Genomic DNA, 15,228 nt, shown 5'->3' with positions numbered 1-15,228 from the left:
CGTTTGCAGTTTGAATAACCGTTTTCAGGCTGCCTCAACCCAATAGGCAGCCTGAAAAACAGTCGACGTAGGGTGCGTGGCAAAGCCATACGTCCTACCCATATTGTTTTTATTTTGACTAAATGTAGCTCGCCATTCAGAACACAAAATAAGGCAGCCTGAAAAAGCCCACCATGCAATCCTTATTCCCCCTACTGCTCGCCCTAGCCGTATCATGCGCAATCGCCCAAACACCCCAAAGCTACGCCATGCCCAAAAACACTTTACCCTCCGCCATTTTGATAGATGAAAGCCCCGTCGCCGCAGACGGCGGCAGTATGCTGCTGCAAACCCAAACCGCATCAGGCAAAAAACGCAGCTATCTGCGCCTGCGCAGCCTAGATGCCCAAGGCACGACCGATTACAACCGCCTAACCGACGACAGCGGACACACGCTCACCGCCGCCGAAAAAGCCGCGCTATTCGCCCGACTGCGCGAACTGCGCACCACGCTAGACGATAGTGGCAAGCGTTATTTAGACGAATTTTTAGACGAAACGCTCCAATAACCCCGATGCCGCCGTTTACCCTGCTTTGCACCATCCGTTTCACCCACAAGGTTTTAGCTCCGCTGAACTTCGTTTCAGGCTGCCGCCGATTGATTACGCCGCCACCTGCTATCGCCCGCATTTGGTTGCCGATAATTCGGGCGAATATTTGGGCATGGAATTTATCCGCGGCGAAGTGTCTGCGCCCCCGCAAGATGCGTTGGTGGTGGTGAAGCTGTTGTTTGAGGTGGATTATTCGCCGTTGTTGCGGTGCGGGGCGGTGTTTGCCATTATGGAAGCGGGCAAATGCGTGGGCATGGGGCGCGTGGAAGCAGTGCGGTTTCAGGCTGCCGTGTAGCGCGTGGTTATTCGCAACAGCGTTGTTCCAATCCACACACATTAGGCAGCCTGAAATCTAAAATAGAACGGTGGCATCTCGCTGCCAAATAGTTGATTAAACAAAGTATGAAACCTTAGCAAAACACCAACGGCAGCCTGAAACACAATAACCGCCGTCATTCCCGCGTAGGCGGGAATCTTGTTGGACATTCAGAAATAGTTGTAAAAACAATCTGTTGTTTAAGACTAACCAAGATTTCCGCCTGCGCGGGAATGACGAAGAATTGATTATTTCTGGTTTGATTTCAGGTTTTGCAAAGATTTCAACATGGCTAATTTGCCAAGCTGTCGGCGAGCCGCCAACGTGCCATCGGTTGCCGATTTTGCAAAGATTTCAACCTGAACGCCCCCCAAATATACTCAACAACAAAATGACTCCCAAAATTCTCTATACCCTATCCTTGCTTTTTGTCGCCCTGCTATTCGTTGCCAGCCTATCCGTGGGCGTAGCGAATTTTCATTGGGCGGATTTGCTTTCAGGCAGCCTGAACGACAGCAGCCAAGTGCTGATGATTAGCCGCCTGCCGCGCACGTTTGCCATTGTGTTGGTGGGCGCGTCGATGGCGGTGGCGGGGATGATTATGCAAATTTTGCTGAAAAACAGGTTTGTAGAGCCTTCTATGGTGGGCGCGAGCCAATCGGCGGCGTTGGGGCTGCTGCTGATGGCGTTGTTTGCGCCCTCGGCGGCGTTGTTGGTGAAAATGAGCGTGGCGGCGGCAGCGGCGTTGGCGGGGATGCTGTTGTTTATGGCTTTGTCGCGGCGTTTGCCGCCTTCGGCGCAGTTGCTGGTGCCGCTGGTGGGGATGATTTTTGGCGGCGTGATTGATGCGGTGGCGACGTTTATTGCTTATGAAACGGAAATGCTGCAAATGTTGAATGTGTGGCAAAGCGGCGATTTTTCGGGCGTGTTGCTGGGGCGGTATGAGCTGCTGTGGGCAACGGGCGCGTTGGCGGCGTTTGCTTATGTGATTGCCGACCAGCTCACGATTATGGGCTTGGGCGAGAGCGTGGCGGCGAATTTGGGGCTAAACCGCGATGCGGTGCTGTGGGCGGGGCTGTTGATTGTGTCACTGATTATGTCGCTGGTGGTGGTTACGGTGGGGAGCATTCCGTTTATCGGCTTGGTGGTGCCGAATATCGCCAGCCGTTTGCTGGGCGATAAGCTGCGGGCGAGCTTGCCTGCGGTGGCGTTGCTGGGCGCGGCGTTGGTGTTGATGTGCGATTTGATTGGGCGGCTGATTGTGTTTCCGTTTGAAATTCCCGTGGCAACGGTGTTTGGCGTGGTGGGGACGGTGTTGTTTTTGCTGCTGCTGCGCGCGCCGCAACGGGGTTAGGCAGCCTGAAAACGTTGCACAATTACCCAAGCCAACGGCAGCCTTATCCATTTGTCCAAATCTTTGATTTGGGTATAAATGGTTATACCGCAGCGCAACGCGCAAGGTTGAAACCTAAAATGGCGCGGTGGCTCGCCGCCAAATGGCTGATTAAACGAAGTATGACGGGTTTGCCAAGATGTCGGCGAGCCGCCGACGCTCCAACGATGGTGGGCTTTGCCAAGATAGCAGCCTAAACCAATAAGGCAGCCTGAAAACCATTTCCCGCCCTGCCCAAGTAACCAAACTATCCATCTGAATACCATGTCTCAATCTGCAAAACTTATTCTGATTTTATCCGCCCTGCTTATCCTATCCGCCGCGCTGTTTCTCACTTGGAACGCGCAAGGCTCGTGGGATTTTGTGTTGGCAATTCGCGCGAAAAAGCTCGCCGCTTTGCTGCTGGTTGCCTACGCGGTGGGCGTGTCCACCTTGCTGTTTCAAACCATCACCAATAATCCCATCTTAACGCCGTCTATTTTGGGCTTTGACGCGCTATATGTGTTTTTGCAAACCGCGCTGGTTGCCGCGTTTGGCGGTTTGGGCTATGCGCAGCTTGCGCCATTGGGCAAATTTTCGCTGGAATTGGCGGCGATGCTGGGCGGCTCGCTGCTGCTGTTTAGCCAGTTGCTCAAACAAGGCGGGCGCGATTTGGCGCGGATGATTTTAATTGGCGTGGTGTTTGGCGTGCTGTTTCGTAGCCTATCTAGCCTGCTGCAACGGATGATAGACCCTGAGGAATTTACCGCCGCCCAAGCCGCCACCTTTGCCAGCTTCAACAGCGTGAACACGCAGATGCTGGCGTATAGCGGCGTGTTGGTGCTGATTAGCGTGCCGTTTTTGTGGCGCGAGCGGCATCGCTTGGATGTGCATTTGCTCGGGCGCGCCCAAGTGATTAACTTGGGCATTCATTACCAACGCCACACGCTGTGGATTTTATTTTGGATTGCGCTGTTGGTGGCTTCTGCCACGGCAACGGTGGGCGTGGTGAGCTTTTTTGGGCTGCTGGTGTGCGCGCTGGTGAATGCGTTTTCAGGCAGCCTGAAACACAGCGTGCGCCTGCCGATGGCGTTTTTAATTGCGGCGGTGATGCTGGTGTTGGGGCAAACCGTGTTTGAGCATTTGCTGGGCATGAAAGCAGTGTTGAGCGTGGTGATTGAATTTGTGGGCGGCTTGGTGTTTTTGTGGCTGGTGTTGAAAAAGAATAAGGCAGCCTGAAAACACTTGCCTGCTTGTTACCATTTAACCCTTTCTGCCATTTAACCCTTTTAATTGAAGCAGCTAAATATGATTAAAATCCAAAACTTATCGCATCAAATCCACCATCAAACCATTTTAAACAACGTGAATTTGGACATCCCGCAGGGCGGCATCACCGCGCTCATCGGCGCAAACGGCGCGGGCAAATCCACGCTGCTGTCGTTGATGGCGCGGCTCAAACCGCTGGTTTCAGGCAGCATCAGCTACAACGGGCGCGACCTTGCCGGCACGCCCACTGCCCAAGTGGCCAAAATGCTGGCGATTCTCACGCAAGAAAACAGCATCCACAGCCGCATCGCCGTGCGCGATTTGCTACTGTTTGGGCGTTATCCCTACCACCAAGGGCAGCCCACCGCCGAAGACCAAGCGATTGTGGACAACGCGCTGGCGGAATTTCAACTGCAAGAATTGGCGCACCGCTATCTGACCGAGCTGTCGGGCGGGCAACGCCAACGCGCCCTGATTGCGATGGTGTTTTGCCAATCCACTGAATATGTGCTGCTGGATGAGCCGCTGAACAATTTGGATATGTATTACGCGCGCAACCTGATGCAGCTTTTGCACCGCTTGGCGCACAGCCAGCAGCGCACGATTATCGTGGTGCTGCACGACATCAACATGGCAGCGGCGTATGCCGACCATGTGGTCGCCATGAAGCAGGGGCAAGTGCTGTTTTCAGGCTGCCCTGATGAAGTGTTTACCGTACCCAATATTCAGGCGGCGTTTAATATGGAAGTGGATGTGTTGGATTACAAAGGGAAAAAATTGATTGTGCATCATTTTTGATGCGACGATTTTTGATGCGATGACTGGGGAGGGATGGCAGCCTGAAAGCCGCAGATTTTAACGAGGTTAAAAGTAGATTGCCCGAGAAAAAACCGTTTGGTGGAAACGCCAAACGGTTTTGGTTTTTTCAGGCTGCCTTTGGGGGATTGGAAACCGCGTGCGTCGCTTGGGCGACACACCCTACAATGCAGGCTACGCTTGCTTTCTGTGTCCGATAGGTTTTCAGGCAGTCTGAAAACCGCCGATGCCGTTTTTCTATTCGAAATGGCAGATTTTTACAGGTGCAGCAGATATCCGGCAAGACCATCCGTGCAAAACGAGATATAGATTCGGAATCCGTCTTTCGGGCTGCCTTTGTGGTACAATAAGGCAGCCTGAAACGCCGTTTCGGCAACGGAAGAACCGTTAAACCCCAAAGGAGACTTACCACCATGATAAGCAAGGCAAAATTCAATACCTTTGTCGGCAGCATAGGGGCGGCAATGGGTATTTTCGTATTTGTCGCCTATATCCCCCAAATTATCGCCAATATGCAAGGGGCAAAGGCGCAGCCGTGGCAACCCCTGTTTGCAGCAGCATCCTGTCTGATTTGGGTTTTGTACGGTTGGAGCAAAGAACCCCGGAAAGACTGGATTCTGATTATACCCAACGCAGTCGGCGTGATATTGGGATTTCTGACTTTTCTGACTTCGCTTTAAACAAGGGGCTGTACTAGATTAGCAAGCGTAGCCTGCATGCCGTAGGGTGTGTGGCTCTGCCACGCACGCGTTCTTTGGCATTTGTAAGGCCGTCTGAAAACTTCTCATGCTGTTTTCAGACGGCTTTGGGTTTTTTCAGGCTGCCTCATCCATCTCTGCATCAAGCAACGCTTGGATTTGGCGGATTAAATCTTGCCGCTCGGCATGGGTTAAGCCGCGAATAGTGCTTAATGTGTCGTCTATCAACGCGGGCGCGCCGCCGTGGCGCGGGGCGATGGCGAGGAATTTGTTGCGATAGCGGATAAGGTTGGGGCGGTCGGCGAAGGTAATTTGCTGTGGCACGCCGTTGATGGTGGCGGTGTAGCCAAAGGTAATTTTCTTGTATTTATCACTTACCCATGCCACGTCTGCCCATAGCGCGACCAGTTTCCACGGTTGGGCATCGGCGCGGTTGAGCGCGTGCAAAATGGCACGGTTGCGCTGATATTGGCGCAGCAGGTGAGCAAAATACCCTAGGCTAAACGCTGCCACCGCGAGCATCAGGATAATGCCATGCTTGTAATCGCTTGCGAGGTCGTTAAACAGGATAACCGTGCCTGCGATGCTGGCGACGGCAATCAGCAACAGGGCGGGCAGAATGATAATGAGCAGGCTGGGGTGTGTGCCTTCTATTTTGCTGAGGGCGAGGCGTTTGGCGGGGAAGTGGATGGGGAGTTCTTCTGTTTGCATGGTGGTTTTAGGAGTGGTGGCAGTTTTAATGTTTTAGGATTTTACAAAGGTTTCAGGCTGCCTTGATGCGATAGAGGCAGCCTGAAAACGTTTGGGGCTTAGTCGTCATACCCGTTGGGGTTTTGGCTTTGCCAGCGCCATGCGTCTTGCATCATGGTAGGCAAGTCGCGTTCGGCTTTCCAGCCCAGCTCGGCTTGGGCTTTGGCGGGGTTGGCATAGCAGGTGGCGATGTCGCCTGCGCGGCGGGGGTGGATGGCGTAGGGGATGGTTTGCCCTGATGCGGCTTCAAAGGCGTGGACGATGTCTAGCACGGAGTAGCCTTGTCCTGTGCCGAGGTTGTAGATGTGGATGCCAGCGGTTTGCGATTTTTGTTCTATGGCTTTGAGGTGTCCGATGGCTAAATCGACAACGTGGATGTAGTCGCGCACGCCTGTGCCATCGGGGGTGGGGTAGTCGTTGCCAAACACGGCGAGTTCTTTGAGTTTGCCGGCGGCGACTTGGCAAACGTAGGGCAGCAGGTTGTTGGGGATGCCGTTGGGCTGTTCGCCGATTTTGCCGCTGGGGTGGGCGCCGATGGGGTTGAAATAGCGCAGCAGAATCACGCTCCAATCGGGTTCGGCGCGTTGGTGGTCTTGCATCATGCGCTCCATCATGTGTTTGGATGTGCCATAGGGGTTGGTGGTGGCACCTGTGGGGCTGTTTTCGGTGATGGGCACGATTTCGGGGTCGCCGTAAACGGTGGCGGATGAGCTGAACACGATGCTGTGCACGCCTGCTTTTTGCATTTCTTCTAGCAAAATCAGGCTGCCTGTGATGTTGTTGTCGTAATAGCGCAGGGGTTGGCGCACGCTTTCGCCCACGGCTTTGAGCGCGGCGCAGTGGAGCACGCTGTGGATTTTGTGTTCGGCGAAGATGCGTTGCAGCATACTGCGGTCGCGGATGTCGCCTTGGTAGAACGCGGGGGCAACGCCTGTGATTTCTTGGATGCGTTGCAACACTTTGGGCGATGAGTTTTCGTAGTTGTCTAGGATGATGACGGTGTGTCCTGCGTTGATGAGTTCAACGGCGGTGTGGCTGCCGATGTAGCCTGCGCCGCCTGTGATGAGGATGTTCATGGGTGGAGTCCTTTGTGGTTGTATGGTTGGAGGAATGGGGCAGCCTGAAAACGGGGGGAGATGGTTTTAGCTTCGCAACTCCGCTTCGCTACGCAGGCTGCCTTTGCGGTTGGCTTGCAAACGGCGTGCGCAACGGAGTTGCACACTCTACGGCTGATTTTCAGGCTGCCTTGATGGTTGCTAAGCGTGGCATGATGTCAACGCGTATTTGGCGACGAGCCGTCGCCGCTCCATTTGGGGCAGCCTGAAACTTTTGCAAAACCTAAGTAGGTCGGGCATTGATGCCCGACGTTTTGAGTTGTGGCGTATCAAGATAAATAGAGCGGTGTGTGTCGGGCATCAATGCCCCGACCTACTGCTACGGTTGTTTTTCAGGCTGCCTAATGGTTTCAGGCTGCCTACTGCCTATCTTGCGCCAAAGCCTGTCAAAATGGTTTTGATGGTTTTGAAGATAATCAGGATGTCCAGCGAAAGCGAAAAGTGTTTGATGTAGTAAAAATCGTGTTCCAGCTTGATTTGGGTTTCGTCTTCGTTGCCCGCGTAGCCTTGGGTTACTTGCGCCCAGCCCGATAAGCCCGGTTTGACGATGTGGCGGTAGTTGTAAAACGGGATGCTGTCGTTGAACTGTTCTACAAACACGCGCTGTTCGGGGCGCGGACCGATGAGGCTCATGTCGCCGCGCAGGATGTTCCAAAATTGCGGCAGCTCGTCCAGCCGCGTTTTGCGGATAAATTTGCCCACGCGGGTGATGCGGGCATCGCCAATCTGGGCAAGCTGCGCGCCGTGCGCTTCGGAATTTTTTGCCATGCTGCGGAATTTGTAGATGGTAAATTCGCGCCCGCCTTGCCCGATGCGGTTTTGGGTGAACAGTGCGCCACCTCGGCTTTCCAGCACCACCGCCAGCGCGGTGAGGCACATTAGCGGCAGAGTAAGCGGCAGGCTGATGATGATGAGCGCGATGTCCATGATGCGCTTGATGAGCATATAGGCGGGCGGCGGCAGCAACGAGCCGAGGTCGTTTTCGTAGAGATGGCGGATTTTTACGCGCCCTGTGAGCGATTCTTCTATTTGGCGGATGTTGTAAACAGGGATGTTGTGCAGCGTGCAGTCGGCGAGAAAGCGTTGCCATGTTGCGCCCAAATCTGGGCTGTGCAGGTCGGCAACGATGGCTTGCACGCTGTTGTGCGGCAGTTGGGCTTGGTCTAATCGCAGCCAATGGGCGTGGGGGATTTGGTCGGCTTCGCGCGCGCGCCCGAGCGGGATGTATGCCATCAGCGGCGTGCGGCGGCTGTGGCGGCGGTAATCGGCAAGGAAAAACAGTGCGGCGAGAATGCCGTTGCTTAACACGAAGCTGTTGGAAAAGGTAACAAAAAACAGGGCGGCGATGCCAAACACGCTGCTGTATGCGATGCCTACGGTGGGCAGGATGTTGAGCCAGCTTTGGCGGCCGGGGAAATAAAGCAGTTTGTTGATGGATAGGGCGGATAGCGCGTAGCCCGCGAGGCTGATGGCGGCGCTGTTGATGATTTTGATGTCAGAGAGGGGGAGCGGTTTTTGCCAGCGATACAGCGCGGTGGTGGCGGCGATAAGCAGGATGCCTGTGATGAGGCGCAGGGTAAGCGAGGGGGCGGGTTTCATGGTTTATCGGCGGATAGTGCGGTTTGTGTGGCGTTTTGGCGTTGCCATGTGGCGATTGGGTGAAATTGCGTTGGGCTAAACAGCGTTTTCAGGCTGCCTCTGGGCAGCGTTTATTTCGTTTACGCATTTTAACACAACCCTAATTATCTCCTAATTTTGGTTTTCTATACTGCGCAGCGTTGTCCAACGACACACGTTTTTTAACCACCAATTAGGAGTAAACACCATGAAATTCAATTCTCGCAAAACCGTTGCTGTTTTATTGGCTACTGCCTTTACCGTTGTTGCCACGCCCGCTTTGGCGGATGGCGATTATTTGCACTACGAGCAAAACCGCGCCAGCTACATCACGCACGAAAAAGCGGCGCAAATTGCCGTTGCCAAAGTGGGCAGTGGGCAGGCAACGGAAGTGGAATTTGACCGCAGCCGCAACAAGCCCGACCATTTTGACGTGGACGTGCGCACGGCAAACGGGCAGAAATACGAAGTGGAAGTGGATGCCAAAACGGGCGCGGTGCTGTCCAGCCATTTGGACGATTGATGGCGAAACGGCGTTTCAGGCTGCCTTATCGGGCGAGGCGGTTGGCTGAATGCGAACCGCTGATGCGGGCAATCTTGTTACCCTTGAAAGGACATTCACAATGATAAAAATCCAATTAGACCCCAACGGCAAAGAGAAGCTGCAAGAGGCGGCGAAAAAATCGGCGCAGCAGGGCAAAACCGCCGTGCGCTGGCTGGGGCGAAAAATCAAGCAACTGAAACCCACGCGCAAAACGGTGCTCAAAGGCGGCGTGTTGGCGTTGCTGCTGGGCGTGGCAACGGCGGCGGGGGCGAATTATCTGCCCAAAATGACGGGGCAGAGCAACATCACTGCGGTGCAGGCGGCGCAGGCGGCGTTCGGCGTAACCAACGGCGGCATCATCACCGAAGCGGAGTTTGACATCAGCAAACGCGGCAGCCGCTATGAGTTTGAGATTTTGAGCGGCGGGCGCAAGTATGAGGTGAATGTGGATGCGATGAGCGTCAAGGCTTGGGTGGATGAGGATTGATGGGGCAGCCTGAAATCCAATCTGGCCCGCAAAAAACCGTTTGGCATCGCGCCGAACGGTTTTGTTTTTTCAGGCTGCCGTTGGGGGTTGAACCCGATGGCAGCCTGAAAGGTTTGCAAGCCGCAAAAGGCAGCCTGAAAATTCGCTTTCAGGCTGCCTTTTATAATGCGGCGAGCTGCGCTCTGCCCTGACCTTCCGCCAGCAAGCCGCGCAGGCTGTCGGCGATTTTCACCGCTTCGGCTGCGTCCCAATCCGCCGCGCGGCAGTAATACAGCCCCTTGCCCGCCGCGCCTGCTATATGCAAAAACAGCCCGCCGCATTCCAAATCCGCACACAGCAGCCGTTCACCGAAAATTCAAAATCGTCGGGATGGCGCAGCAAAGCGCGGTAATCGGGCGGCGGCGCGGGGGAAATAGGGGGAACAGGACAGCTTGGCGTTTGCCCGCCGCCCGCCAGCAAAACGACATCGGGGTAAAGGTTATCCAGCATTTTTTGATGGTCTTTCATAAAGCAAAGGCAGCCTGAAAATAGACAAAGCGGTTTTCAGGCTGCCTCAACGCTTCATGGCAACGCTTGTTCCAGCGTTTGCCATAACACGGCTTGGCTAAACATATCGTTATGCCTGGCGGGCAATTCGTGATACTGCGCCCGTGCGCCCAAGGTTTGCGCCAGCCGTTGCCCGTGCACAGCGGGAATCAGCGTGTCGAGCGTGCCGTGGAAAATCAGCACCTGCGTGTTGGGCGCGGCGGCGAGGTAATCGGCGGTGGGCAGCGGATATTTGATGAGAAACGGCGGCACAAACGGCATTTTTTCGCGGATTAAATCGCGCAGGCGGAAATAAGGCGAAATCAGCACCAGCTTGGGCGATTGCAGTTGCGCGGCAACGTGCGCCGCCATACCGTTGCCGATGGAATTGCCCACCACCATGATTGGCCCGGCGGGGAAACGTTGCTGCACATATTGCGCCATGCGCTCGGCATCGGCGAGCAAATCGGCTTGGCTGCGGATTTGCCCGCTGCTTTTGCCGTAGCCGCGATAGTCAAACACATAGCTATCGTAGCCCAGCTCGGCAAAGCGTTGCGCCACTTCGCCCCAGCTATCCAGCGCGCCCGCGTTGCCGTGGAAAAACAAAATCGCGCCTTTGCTATGGGCATGGGGCGGGCGAAAATGCAGTCCGTTAAGCACCGCACCGTTTACCGGCAGGGCGATTTCTTCGTGCGGCAGCCTGAAAGCGTAGGCGTAGCGAGCGGGCAGCTTGGCGGGGTGGAACAGCAGGTTTTCTTGCTGGAAATAGAGGACGCATAACACGGCGGCGTAGAGTGCGGCAAGCCATGCGAGCAGGCGGAAAAGGCGGGTTTTCATGTTTTCAGGCTGCCTCTGCCATTTGCATGGCTTGTTTGATGTCCACAGCAACAATGCGCGATACGCCTTTTTCTTGCATGGTTACGCCGATGAGCTGCTCTGCCATTTCCATGGTTAGGCGGTTGTGCGAGATGTAAAGAAACTGGGTTTGGGCAGACATTTCTTTCACCAGCTGGCAAAAGCGGCTGGTGTTGGCATCGTCCAGCGGGGCGTCCACTTCGTCCAGCAGGCAAAATGGCGCGGGGTTCAGGCTAAACAGCGCGAACACTAGGCTCATGGCGGTGAGGGCTTTTTCGCCGCCGCTCAATAGGTGGATGGAGCTGTTTTTCTTGCCGATGGGGCGCGCCATGATGCTGATGCCTGCAGCAAGCGGGTCGCTGTCGGTGAGCTGCAAGGTGGCTTCGCCGCCGCCAAACAGCGTGGGGAAGATGCTTTGCATTTTGGTGTTGACGGCGTGGAAGGTTTCTAAGAAGCGGGCTTTGGTTTCGTTGTCGATTTGGACGATGGCTTCTTCCAACAAGGCGATGGCGTTTTGCAGGTCTTCGCTTTGGCTGCGATAGTAGGCATCGCGCTGCTGGGCTTCGGCAAGCTCGTCCAGCGCGGCAAGGTTTACCGCGCCCAAGGCTTCGATTTGCGCCAGCAGGCGGTTGATGTGCTGCGATAGGGTTTTCAGGCTGCCTGAATGCTGGGCAGCGGCAAGGGCGGCCAAATCGGCGCCGCGCTCGGTGAGCTGTTCGTGGTAACGCTGTGCGTTGAGCTCGGCTTGTTGCTGCTGCAACAGCGCGTTTTGCACGGCAGCCTGAATCTGCGGCAACTCGCTGGCGAGGGCTTGGGCTTGCCGGAACAAATCCTGCCCTTGCGTTTGGGTGCGGGCAAGGGTGTCTTGCGCGGCGGCGATGCGCTCGGCAAGCTCGCCGCCGGCTTCTTGGGCGATGGCAAGCTGCTCGGCAAGCTCGGCGCCCGCTTCGTCGGCTTCTTGCACGAGGGCGGTTTCTTCGATGCGCTGTTGCCAGTCTTGCTGTTGCTGCGCGATTTGCGCGGCTTGCTCGGCAAGGCTGTCGGCGCGTTGTTGGATTTTGTGTTGCTCCACTTCGGCTGCGCCGTATTGGCGATTGGCTTCCAGCAAGGCAAGTTGGGCGGTTTTGAGGGCGTGTTGCTGCGTTTTCAGGCTGCCTGAAAGGGTTTCAAATTGGTGCTCCAATTCGGCAAGCGATTGGGCGAGGGTGTCGCTGTCTTCGGCGAGGGTGTCGCTTTGTTGGGCAAGCAGTTCTATTTCGTCTTGCAACTGAGCTTGCTCTTGGGCGATGTGTTCGCGGCGAAGCTGGGCTTGGTTGCTGCGCTCGGTAAGCTGGTTGGCGTGGTTTTGCGCTTGTTGCAGTTGGCTTAACAATTCGCGGTAGTGTTCTTGCGCTTGGCTGTGCGCTTCTTCGGCTTGGGCAAGCGCGGTTTGTGCATCTTCGGCTTGCTGTTGAGCGGCGGCAAGCTGGGGGGCGAGGGTGGCAAGCTGCGCGGTGAGTTCGTCGTGTTGGGCTTTTTGCTGGATTAGGTTTTGGCTACTGGCTTCGTTGTAGAGCGTGATGCTGTGTTTGTCCACGCGGTGCCCTTCGGGCGTGAGCCATGTTTGCTGGGGGGCGAGTTCGCTTTGGTAGGCGATGGCGTAGTCCAAATTGGGGGCGCACAGGATGCCGTCTAGCCAGTCGTGTAAGGCAGCCTGAAAATCTTTGTGCGCTTGGATTTGGTTGAGCAGGGCTTGGGCGGGCTGGGTTTTCTTGCTTGCGGTTTGGGCGCGGTTAAGCCATGCGGCTGCGCCTTGCGGCAGGGGGCTGGGCAGGGTGTTGGCTTCGGGCAGCTTTTTGGCGTGCAGCCGCTCGGCGAGTACCACGCTGATGGCGTGTTGCCATGCTTCGGGGGCGGTGAGCTGTTGCCATAGGCCGGGGGTTTGGGCGTAATCGGTGTTTGCCCAAAAGTCGTTGGGCGCGCTGCTGTGCAGGATTTGGGCGATGGCTTGCTGTTGGGCTTGGGCGGCGATGTGTTGTTGATTGAGGGCGTGATAATGCGCTTGGGCTTTTTGCTGCTGCGTTTTCAGGCTGCCTAATTGGGCTTGGCGGTGTTGCCATTGGATTTCGGCGGCTTGGCATTGGTGTTGCAGGGTTTGGGCGGCATCTTTGGCTTGTTGCAAGGCGGGGTTGTCGGCTGCGCCAAGCTGGGCGAGTTCGTCTGCTAGGCGTTGCAGGCGGCTGCGGTGGTTGGCAAGGGTGGCTTGGGTGTGTTGTTGCTGCTGTTGCTTGAGCGCGTGTTCGCGTTTCAGGCTGCCGATTTGGTCGTGCTGGCTTTGGTGATTGTGTTGGCTGGTTTGCTCAGCGGCTTCTAGCTCGGGCAGGCGAGCTTCGTGTTCGGCAACAATCAGGGCAAGTTCGGCAAGCTCGCTGTTTTTTTCTTGCGTTTGTTGCAGCAGGGTTTCGCGCTCGGCAAGGGTGTCGGCGTGTTGTTGTTGCAGTTTGTGCAGTTGCGCTTGGGCGGATTGGCGGTCACGCTCGGCGCGTTCGTTTTGCGCGTGTTGGGCGCGGATTTGTTCTTCTAGGCGGGCGATGTGTTCGCGCGATTGGGCGTGTTGCTGTTGCAAGCTGTCGTGTTGCTGTTGTTGCTCGCGCTCGGCAAGGCGCAACTCTTGGATGCGTTGGTTAAGGCTGTCGCTTTCGGCTTGGTGGCTTTCTTGTTGCGCTTGGGCGGCGGCGTGCGCGGCTTGGGCGGCATCGGCTTGGGCAAGGGCGTTTTGCCATTGGATGTAGTCGGATAGGTTTTGGTTTTGCGCCAATTCGGTTTTCAGGCTGCGGTATTGCTCGGCGGTGGCAGCTTGGGCGTGCAGTTTTTCTACTTGGCGGGCAAGCTCGGTTTGCAAATCGCTTAGCCGTTGCAAATGCTCGCGCGTGTCGTCTAGGCGGGCGGCGGTTTCGCGGCGGCGTTCTTTGTATTTGGAAATGCCTGCGGCTTCTTCTATATACACGCGCAATTCTTCGGGGCGGGCTTCGATGATGCGTGAAATCATGCCCTGCTCTATCACGGCGTAGCCTTTGGCGCCTACGCCTGTGCCTAGGAATAGGTCGGTGATGTCGCGGCGGCGCACGGCTTGGTTGTTGATGAAATAGCTGGAATCGCCTTGGCGCGTGAGCTGGCGTTTGATGGCGATTTCGGCGTATTGCCCCCACGCGCCTTGCAAAACGTGGTCGCTGTTGTCAAACACCAACTCCACCGACGCGCGCGGCGCAGGGCGGCGGGTGGCGGCGCCGTTGGAAATCACATCTTGCATGGATTCGCCGCGCAATTGCTTGGCAGACGATTCGCCCAACACCCAGCGCACGGCATCAATCACATTGGATTTGCCGCAGCCATTTGGTCCAATCACGGCAACGAGCTGGCTGGGAACGTGGATGGTGGTGGGGTCGATAAAGGATTTGAATCCGGCGAGTTTGATTTGGGTGAGACGCATGGGGCAGCCTGAAAAGGGGGAAACGGGTGGGGCAAAAAGGGGCGGATTATAGCAAATTGGGCGGGGCGGGATGGTTTTCAGGCTGCCTATTGGGTTACGCGCAATAGGCAGCCTGAAAATGAAAATGGGGGTAGCGGTTTGTGGCTGGATGGAAAACTTTGCAAAATCTAAAATAAAACAAGAAGCACGCAATGCTCAGTTATTCCCGCACAGGCGGGAACTTTGGTTAAATGTGAACAACAGTTTGTTTTTGCGGGAATTTATGAATATCAAGCCAGATTTCCGCCTGCGCGGGGATGACGACATTTCTTATTTTTAGCGCCGCAACTTTGCTGCGCTTGCAGGCAGCCTGAAACAAGGGTTTAGACTTTCAAATTCGCCTGCCCCAAGGTCTCACCCTGCTCGTTGCCCCAAACCACAACCGCCTGCTCCGTGGCTTGCACATAGGCGGCAAGCAGCGGGTCTGTTTGGCAGTATGCCTGCCATGCGGCGCGGAAATCTTCGGCGCTCACCGGTCCGATGATGGTGATGAGCAGCAAAGCCAGCGGTGTGCTGCCCGCGAGAAAACGCTCGATGCGCACGGCAGGGGCGATTTCTTCGGCAACGTATTTCACGGCATCGGCTTCATCGGGAAAGGTGCAGGCAACGAACAGGGCGTTGCTTTCGTTGCCTGCGTCGTCTGCCAATACGTCGTGGGAAATATCGACGATAACGGTGTATTCGGAGCGTGGTTCGGTTGGGTTCATGGATTGTCTTTCGGTTGTGGGGAAGGGGTTTCAGGCTGCCTCAATGTCTGTGCAATAGG

At 55.8% G+C, this 15,228-nt stretch carries 21 protein-coding genes; 10 read left to right on the top strand and 11 right to left on the bottom strand.

Translation table 11 applies throughout. From position 1 onward, the window contains the following. The first annotated feature begins 173 nt into the window (after nucleotides 1-173). Together JDW22_RS09380 and JDW22_RS09375 are read left to right on the top strand one after the other, a co-directional pair. The gene (locus JDW22_RS09380) at nucleotides 174-548 is read left to right on the top strand and encodes a hypothetical protein (RefSeq protein ID WP_200522843.1); all 375 of its coding nucleotides are present in this window, start codon (nucleotides 174-176) and stop codon (nucleotides 546-548) included. Nucleotides 549-573: 25 nt separating this feature from the next. Further along, entirely contained in the window at nucleotides 574-885 is a 312-nt protein-coding gene (locus tag JDW22_RS09375) for a hypothetical protein (protein WP_200522842.1), read from the top strand. Nucleotides 886-926: 41 nt separating this feature from the next. Here JDW22_RS09375 and JDW22_RS09370 read toward each other — a convergent pair whose 3' ends face one another. Beyond that, nucleotides 927-1,076, bottom strand: coding sequence for a hypothetical protein (locus JDW22_RS09370; RefSeq protein WP_200522841.1), 150 nt, complete (start codon nucleotides 1,074-1,076; stop codon nucleotides 927-929). A 221-nt stretch (nucleotides 1,077-1,297) separates the two neighbouring features. On the opposite strand from JDW22_RS09370, the gene JDW22_RS09365 reads away from it, so the two are divergent. Continuing rightward, nucleotides 1,298-2,260, top strand: a complete 963-nt coding sequence (locus JDW22_RS09365; protein ID WP_200522840.1) for an ABC transporter permease — start codon at nucleotides 1,298-1,300, stop codon at nucleotides 2,258-2,260. On the opposite strand, the gene JDW22_RS09360 is transcribed toward JDW22_RS09365, so the two are convergent. After that, entirely contained in the window at nucleotides 2,257-2,565 is a 309-nt protein-coding gene (locus JDW22_RS09360) for a hypothetical protein (protein ID WP_200522839.1), read from the bottom strand. The genes JDW22_RS09365 and JDW22_RS09360 overlap by 4 nt on opposite strands. Here JDW22_RS09360 and JDW22_RS09355 point away from each other — a divergent pair. Together JDW22_RS09355 and JDW22_RS09350 are read left to right on the top strand one after the other, a co-directional pair. Further along, entirely contained in the window at nucleotides 2,564-3,517 is a 954-nt protein-coding gene (locus JDW22_RS09355) for an iron chelate uptake ABC transporter family permease subunit (protein ID WP_200522838.1), read from the top strand. The two genes, JDW22_RS09360 and JDW22_RS09355, sit on opposite strands and share 2 nt — an antisense overlap. A gap of 69 nt (nucleotides 3,518-3,586) precedes the next feature. Next, nucleotides 3,587-4,345: an iron ABC transporter ATP-binding protein gene (locus JDW22_RS09350; protein WP_200522837.1), complete on the top strand. Its 759-nt coding sequence runs from the start codon at nucleotides 3,587-3,589 to the stop codon at nucleotides 4,343-4,345. Between the two features lie 275 nt (nucleotides 4,346-4,620). Here JDW22_RS09350 and JDW22_RS14170 read toward each other — a convergent pair whose 3' ends face one another. Continuing rightward, nucleotides 4,621-4,905: a hypothetical protein gene (locus tag JDW22_RS14170; protein ID WP_268884240.1), complete on the bottom strand. Its 285-nt coding sequence runs from the start codon at nucleotides 4,903-4,905 to the stop codon at nucleotides 4,621-4,623. Here JDW22_RS14170 and JDW22_RS09345 point away from each other — a divergent pair. Continuing rightward, nucleotides 4,828-5,043 (top strand): SemiSWEET family transporter, encoded by a 216-nt coding sequence (locus tag JDW22_RS09345; RefSeq protein ID WP_268884239.1) that lies wholly within the window; start codon nucleotides 4,828-4,830, stop codon nucleotides 5,041-5,043. The genes JDW22_RS14170 and JDW22_RS09345 overlap by 78 nt on opposite strands. Before the next feature lie 135 nt (nucleotides 5,044-5,178). On the opposite strand, the gene JDW22_RS09340 is transcribed toward JDW22_RS09345, so the two are convergent. The 3 genes from JDW22_RS09340 to JDW22_RS09330 all read right to left on the bottom strand — a co-directional run bounded on the left by JDW22_RS09340 (nucleotide 5,179) and on the right by JDW22_RS09330 (nucleotide 8,525). Then, nucleotides 5,179-5,772, bottom strand: coding sequence for a hypothetical protein (locus tag JDW22_RS09340; protein ID WP_200522836.1), 594 nt, complete (start codon nucleotides 5,770-5,772; stop codon nucleotides 5,179-5,181). 98 nt (nucleotides 5,773-5,870) lie between these two features. Further along, nucleotides 5,871-6,887: a UDP-glucose 4-epimerase GalE gene (galE, locus tag JDW22_RS09335; RefSeq protein WP_200522835.1), complete on the bottom strand. Its 1,017-nt coding sequence runs from the start codon at nucleotides 6,885-6,887 to the stop codon at nucleotides 5,871-5,873. A 405-nt stretch (nucleotides 6,888-7,292) separates the two neighbouring features. Next, complete coding sequence (locus JDW22_RS09330) at nucleotides 7,293-8,525, bottom strand: sugar transferase (RefSeq protein ID WP_200522834.1); 1,233 nt, start codon at nucleotides 8,523-8,525, stop codon at nucleotides 7,293-7,295. A gap of 226 nt (nucleotides 8,526-8,751) precedes the next feature. Between JDW22_RS09330 and JDW22_RS09325 the strand changes: the two genes are divergently transcribed. The 3 genes from JDW22_RS09325 (at nucleotide 8,752) to JDW22_RS09315 (ending at nucleotide 9,765) form a co-directional block, all read left to right on the top strand. Next, complete coding sequence (locus JDW22_RS09325) at nucleotides 8,752-9,066, top strand: PepSY domain-containing protein (protein WP_200522833.1); 315 nt, start codon at nucleotides 8,752-8,754, stop codon at nucleotides 9,064-9,066. Between the two features lie 100 nt (nucleotides 9,067-9,166). Then, complete coding sequence (locus tag JDW22_RS09320; RefSeq protein WP_235965360.1) at nucleotides 9,167-9,574, top strand: PepSY domain-containing protein; 408 nt, start codon at nucleotides 9,167-9,169, stop codon at nucleotides 9,572-9,574. Beyond that, nucleotides 9,574-9,765, top strand: coding sequence for a hypothetical protein (locus tag JDW22_RS09315; protein ID WP_200522831.1), 192 nt, complete (start codon nucleotides 9,574-9,576; stop codon nucleotides 9,763-9,765). The genes JDW22_RS09320 and JDW22_RS09315 overlap by 1 nt, the downstream gene beginning before the upstream one ends. On the opposite strand, the gene JDW22_RS09310 is transcribed toward JDW22_RS09315, so the two are convergent. Genes JDW22_RS09310 through smc form a run of 4 tightly spaced genes read right to left on the bottom strand, consistent with a single transcriptional unit; the run spans nucleotide 9,735 to nucleotide 14,423 of the window. Next, nucleotides 9,735-9,878, bottom strand: a complete 144-nt coding sequence (locus tag JDW22_RS09310; protein WP_200522830.1) for a hypothetical protein — start codon at nucleotides 9,876-9,878, stop codon at nucleotides 9,735-9,737. The two genes, JDW22_RS09315 and JDW22_RS09310, sit on opposite strands and share 31 nt — an antisense overlap. After that, complete coding sequence (locus JDW22_RS09305; protein ID WP_200522829.1) at nucleotides 9,869-10,081, bottom strand: hypothetical protein; 213 nt, start codon at nucleotides 10,079-10,081, stop codon at nucleotides 9,869-9,871. Before JDW22_RS09305 ends, JDW22_RS09310 begins: the two co-directional genes overlap by 10 nt. A 54-nt stretch (nucleotides 10,082-10,135) precedes the next feature. Then, nucleotides 10,136-10,936, bottom strand: coding sequence for an alpha/beta hydrolase (locus JDW22_RS09300; RefSeq protein ID WP_200522828.1), 801 nt, complete (start codon nucleotides 10,934-10,936; stop codon nucleotides 10,136-10,138). A 4-nt stretch (nucleotides 10,937-10,940) separates the two neighbouring features. Beyond that, on the bottom strand, nucleotides 10,941-14,423 hold the full coding sequence (gene smc, locus JDW22_RS09295; RefSeq protein ID WP_200522827.1) for a chromosome segregation protein SMC: 3,483 nt from the start codon (nucleotides 14,421-14,423) through the stop codon (nucleotides 10,941-10,943). Between the two features lie 118 nt (nucleotides 14,424-14,541). On the opposite strand from smc, the gene JDW22_RS09290 reads away from it, so the two are divergent. Further along, nucleotides 14,542-14,742 carry a hypothetical protein gene (locus JDW22_RS09290; RefSeq protein ID WP_200522826.1) on the top strand — a complete coding sequence of 67 codons (201 nt, stop codon included), beginning with the start codon at nucleotides 14,542-14,544 and terminating at the stop codon, nucleotides 14,740-14,742. 43 nt (nucleotides 14,743-14,785) lie between these two features. Here the strand turns inward: JDW22_RS09290 and JDW22_RS09285 are convergent, their stop codons facing one another. Further along, the gene (locus tag JDW22_RS09285; RefSeq protein ID WP_003796965.1) at nucleotides 14,786-15,169 is read right to left on the bottom strand and encodes a hypothetical protein; all 384 of its coding nucleotides are present in this window, start codon (nucleotides 15,167-15,169) and stop codon (nucleotides 14,786-14,788) included. Nucleotides 15,170-15,228 lie beyond the last annotated feature (59 nt).

The sequence above is a fragment of the Kingella bonacorsii genome, from assembly GCF_016623605.1.
Taxonomy (GTDB): Bacteria; Pseudomonadota; Gammaproteobacteria; order Burkholderiales; family Neisseriaceae; genus Kingella_B; species Kingella_B oralis.
Note: the sequence above shows the minus strand (reverse complement) of the source record. Positions and strands in the feature narration are given on the sequence as shown.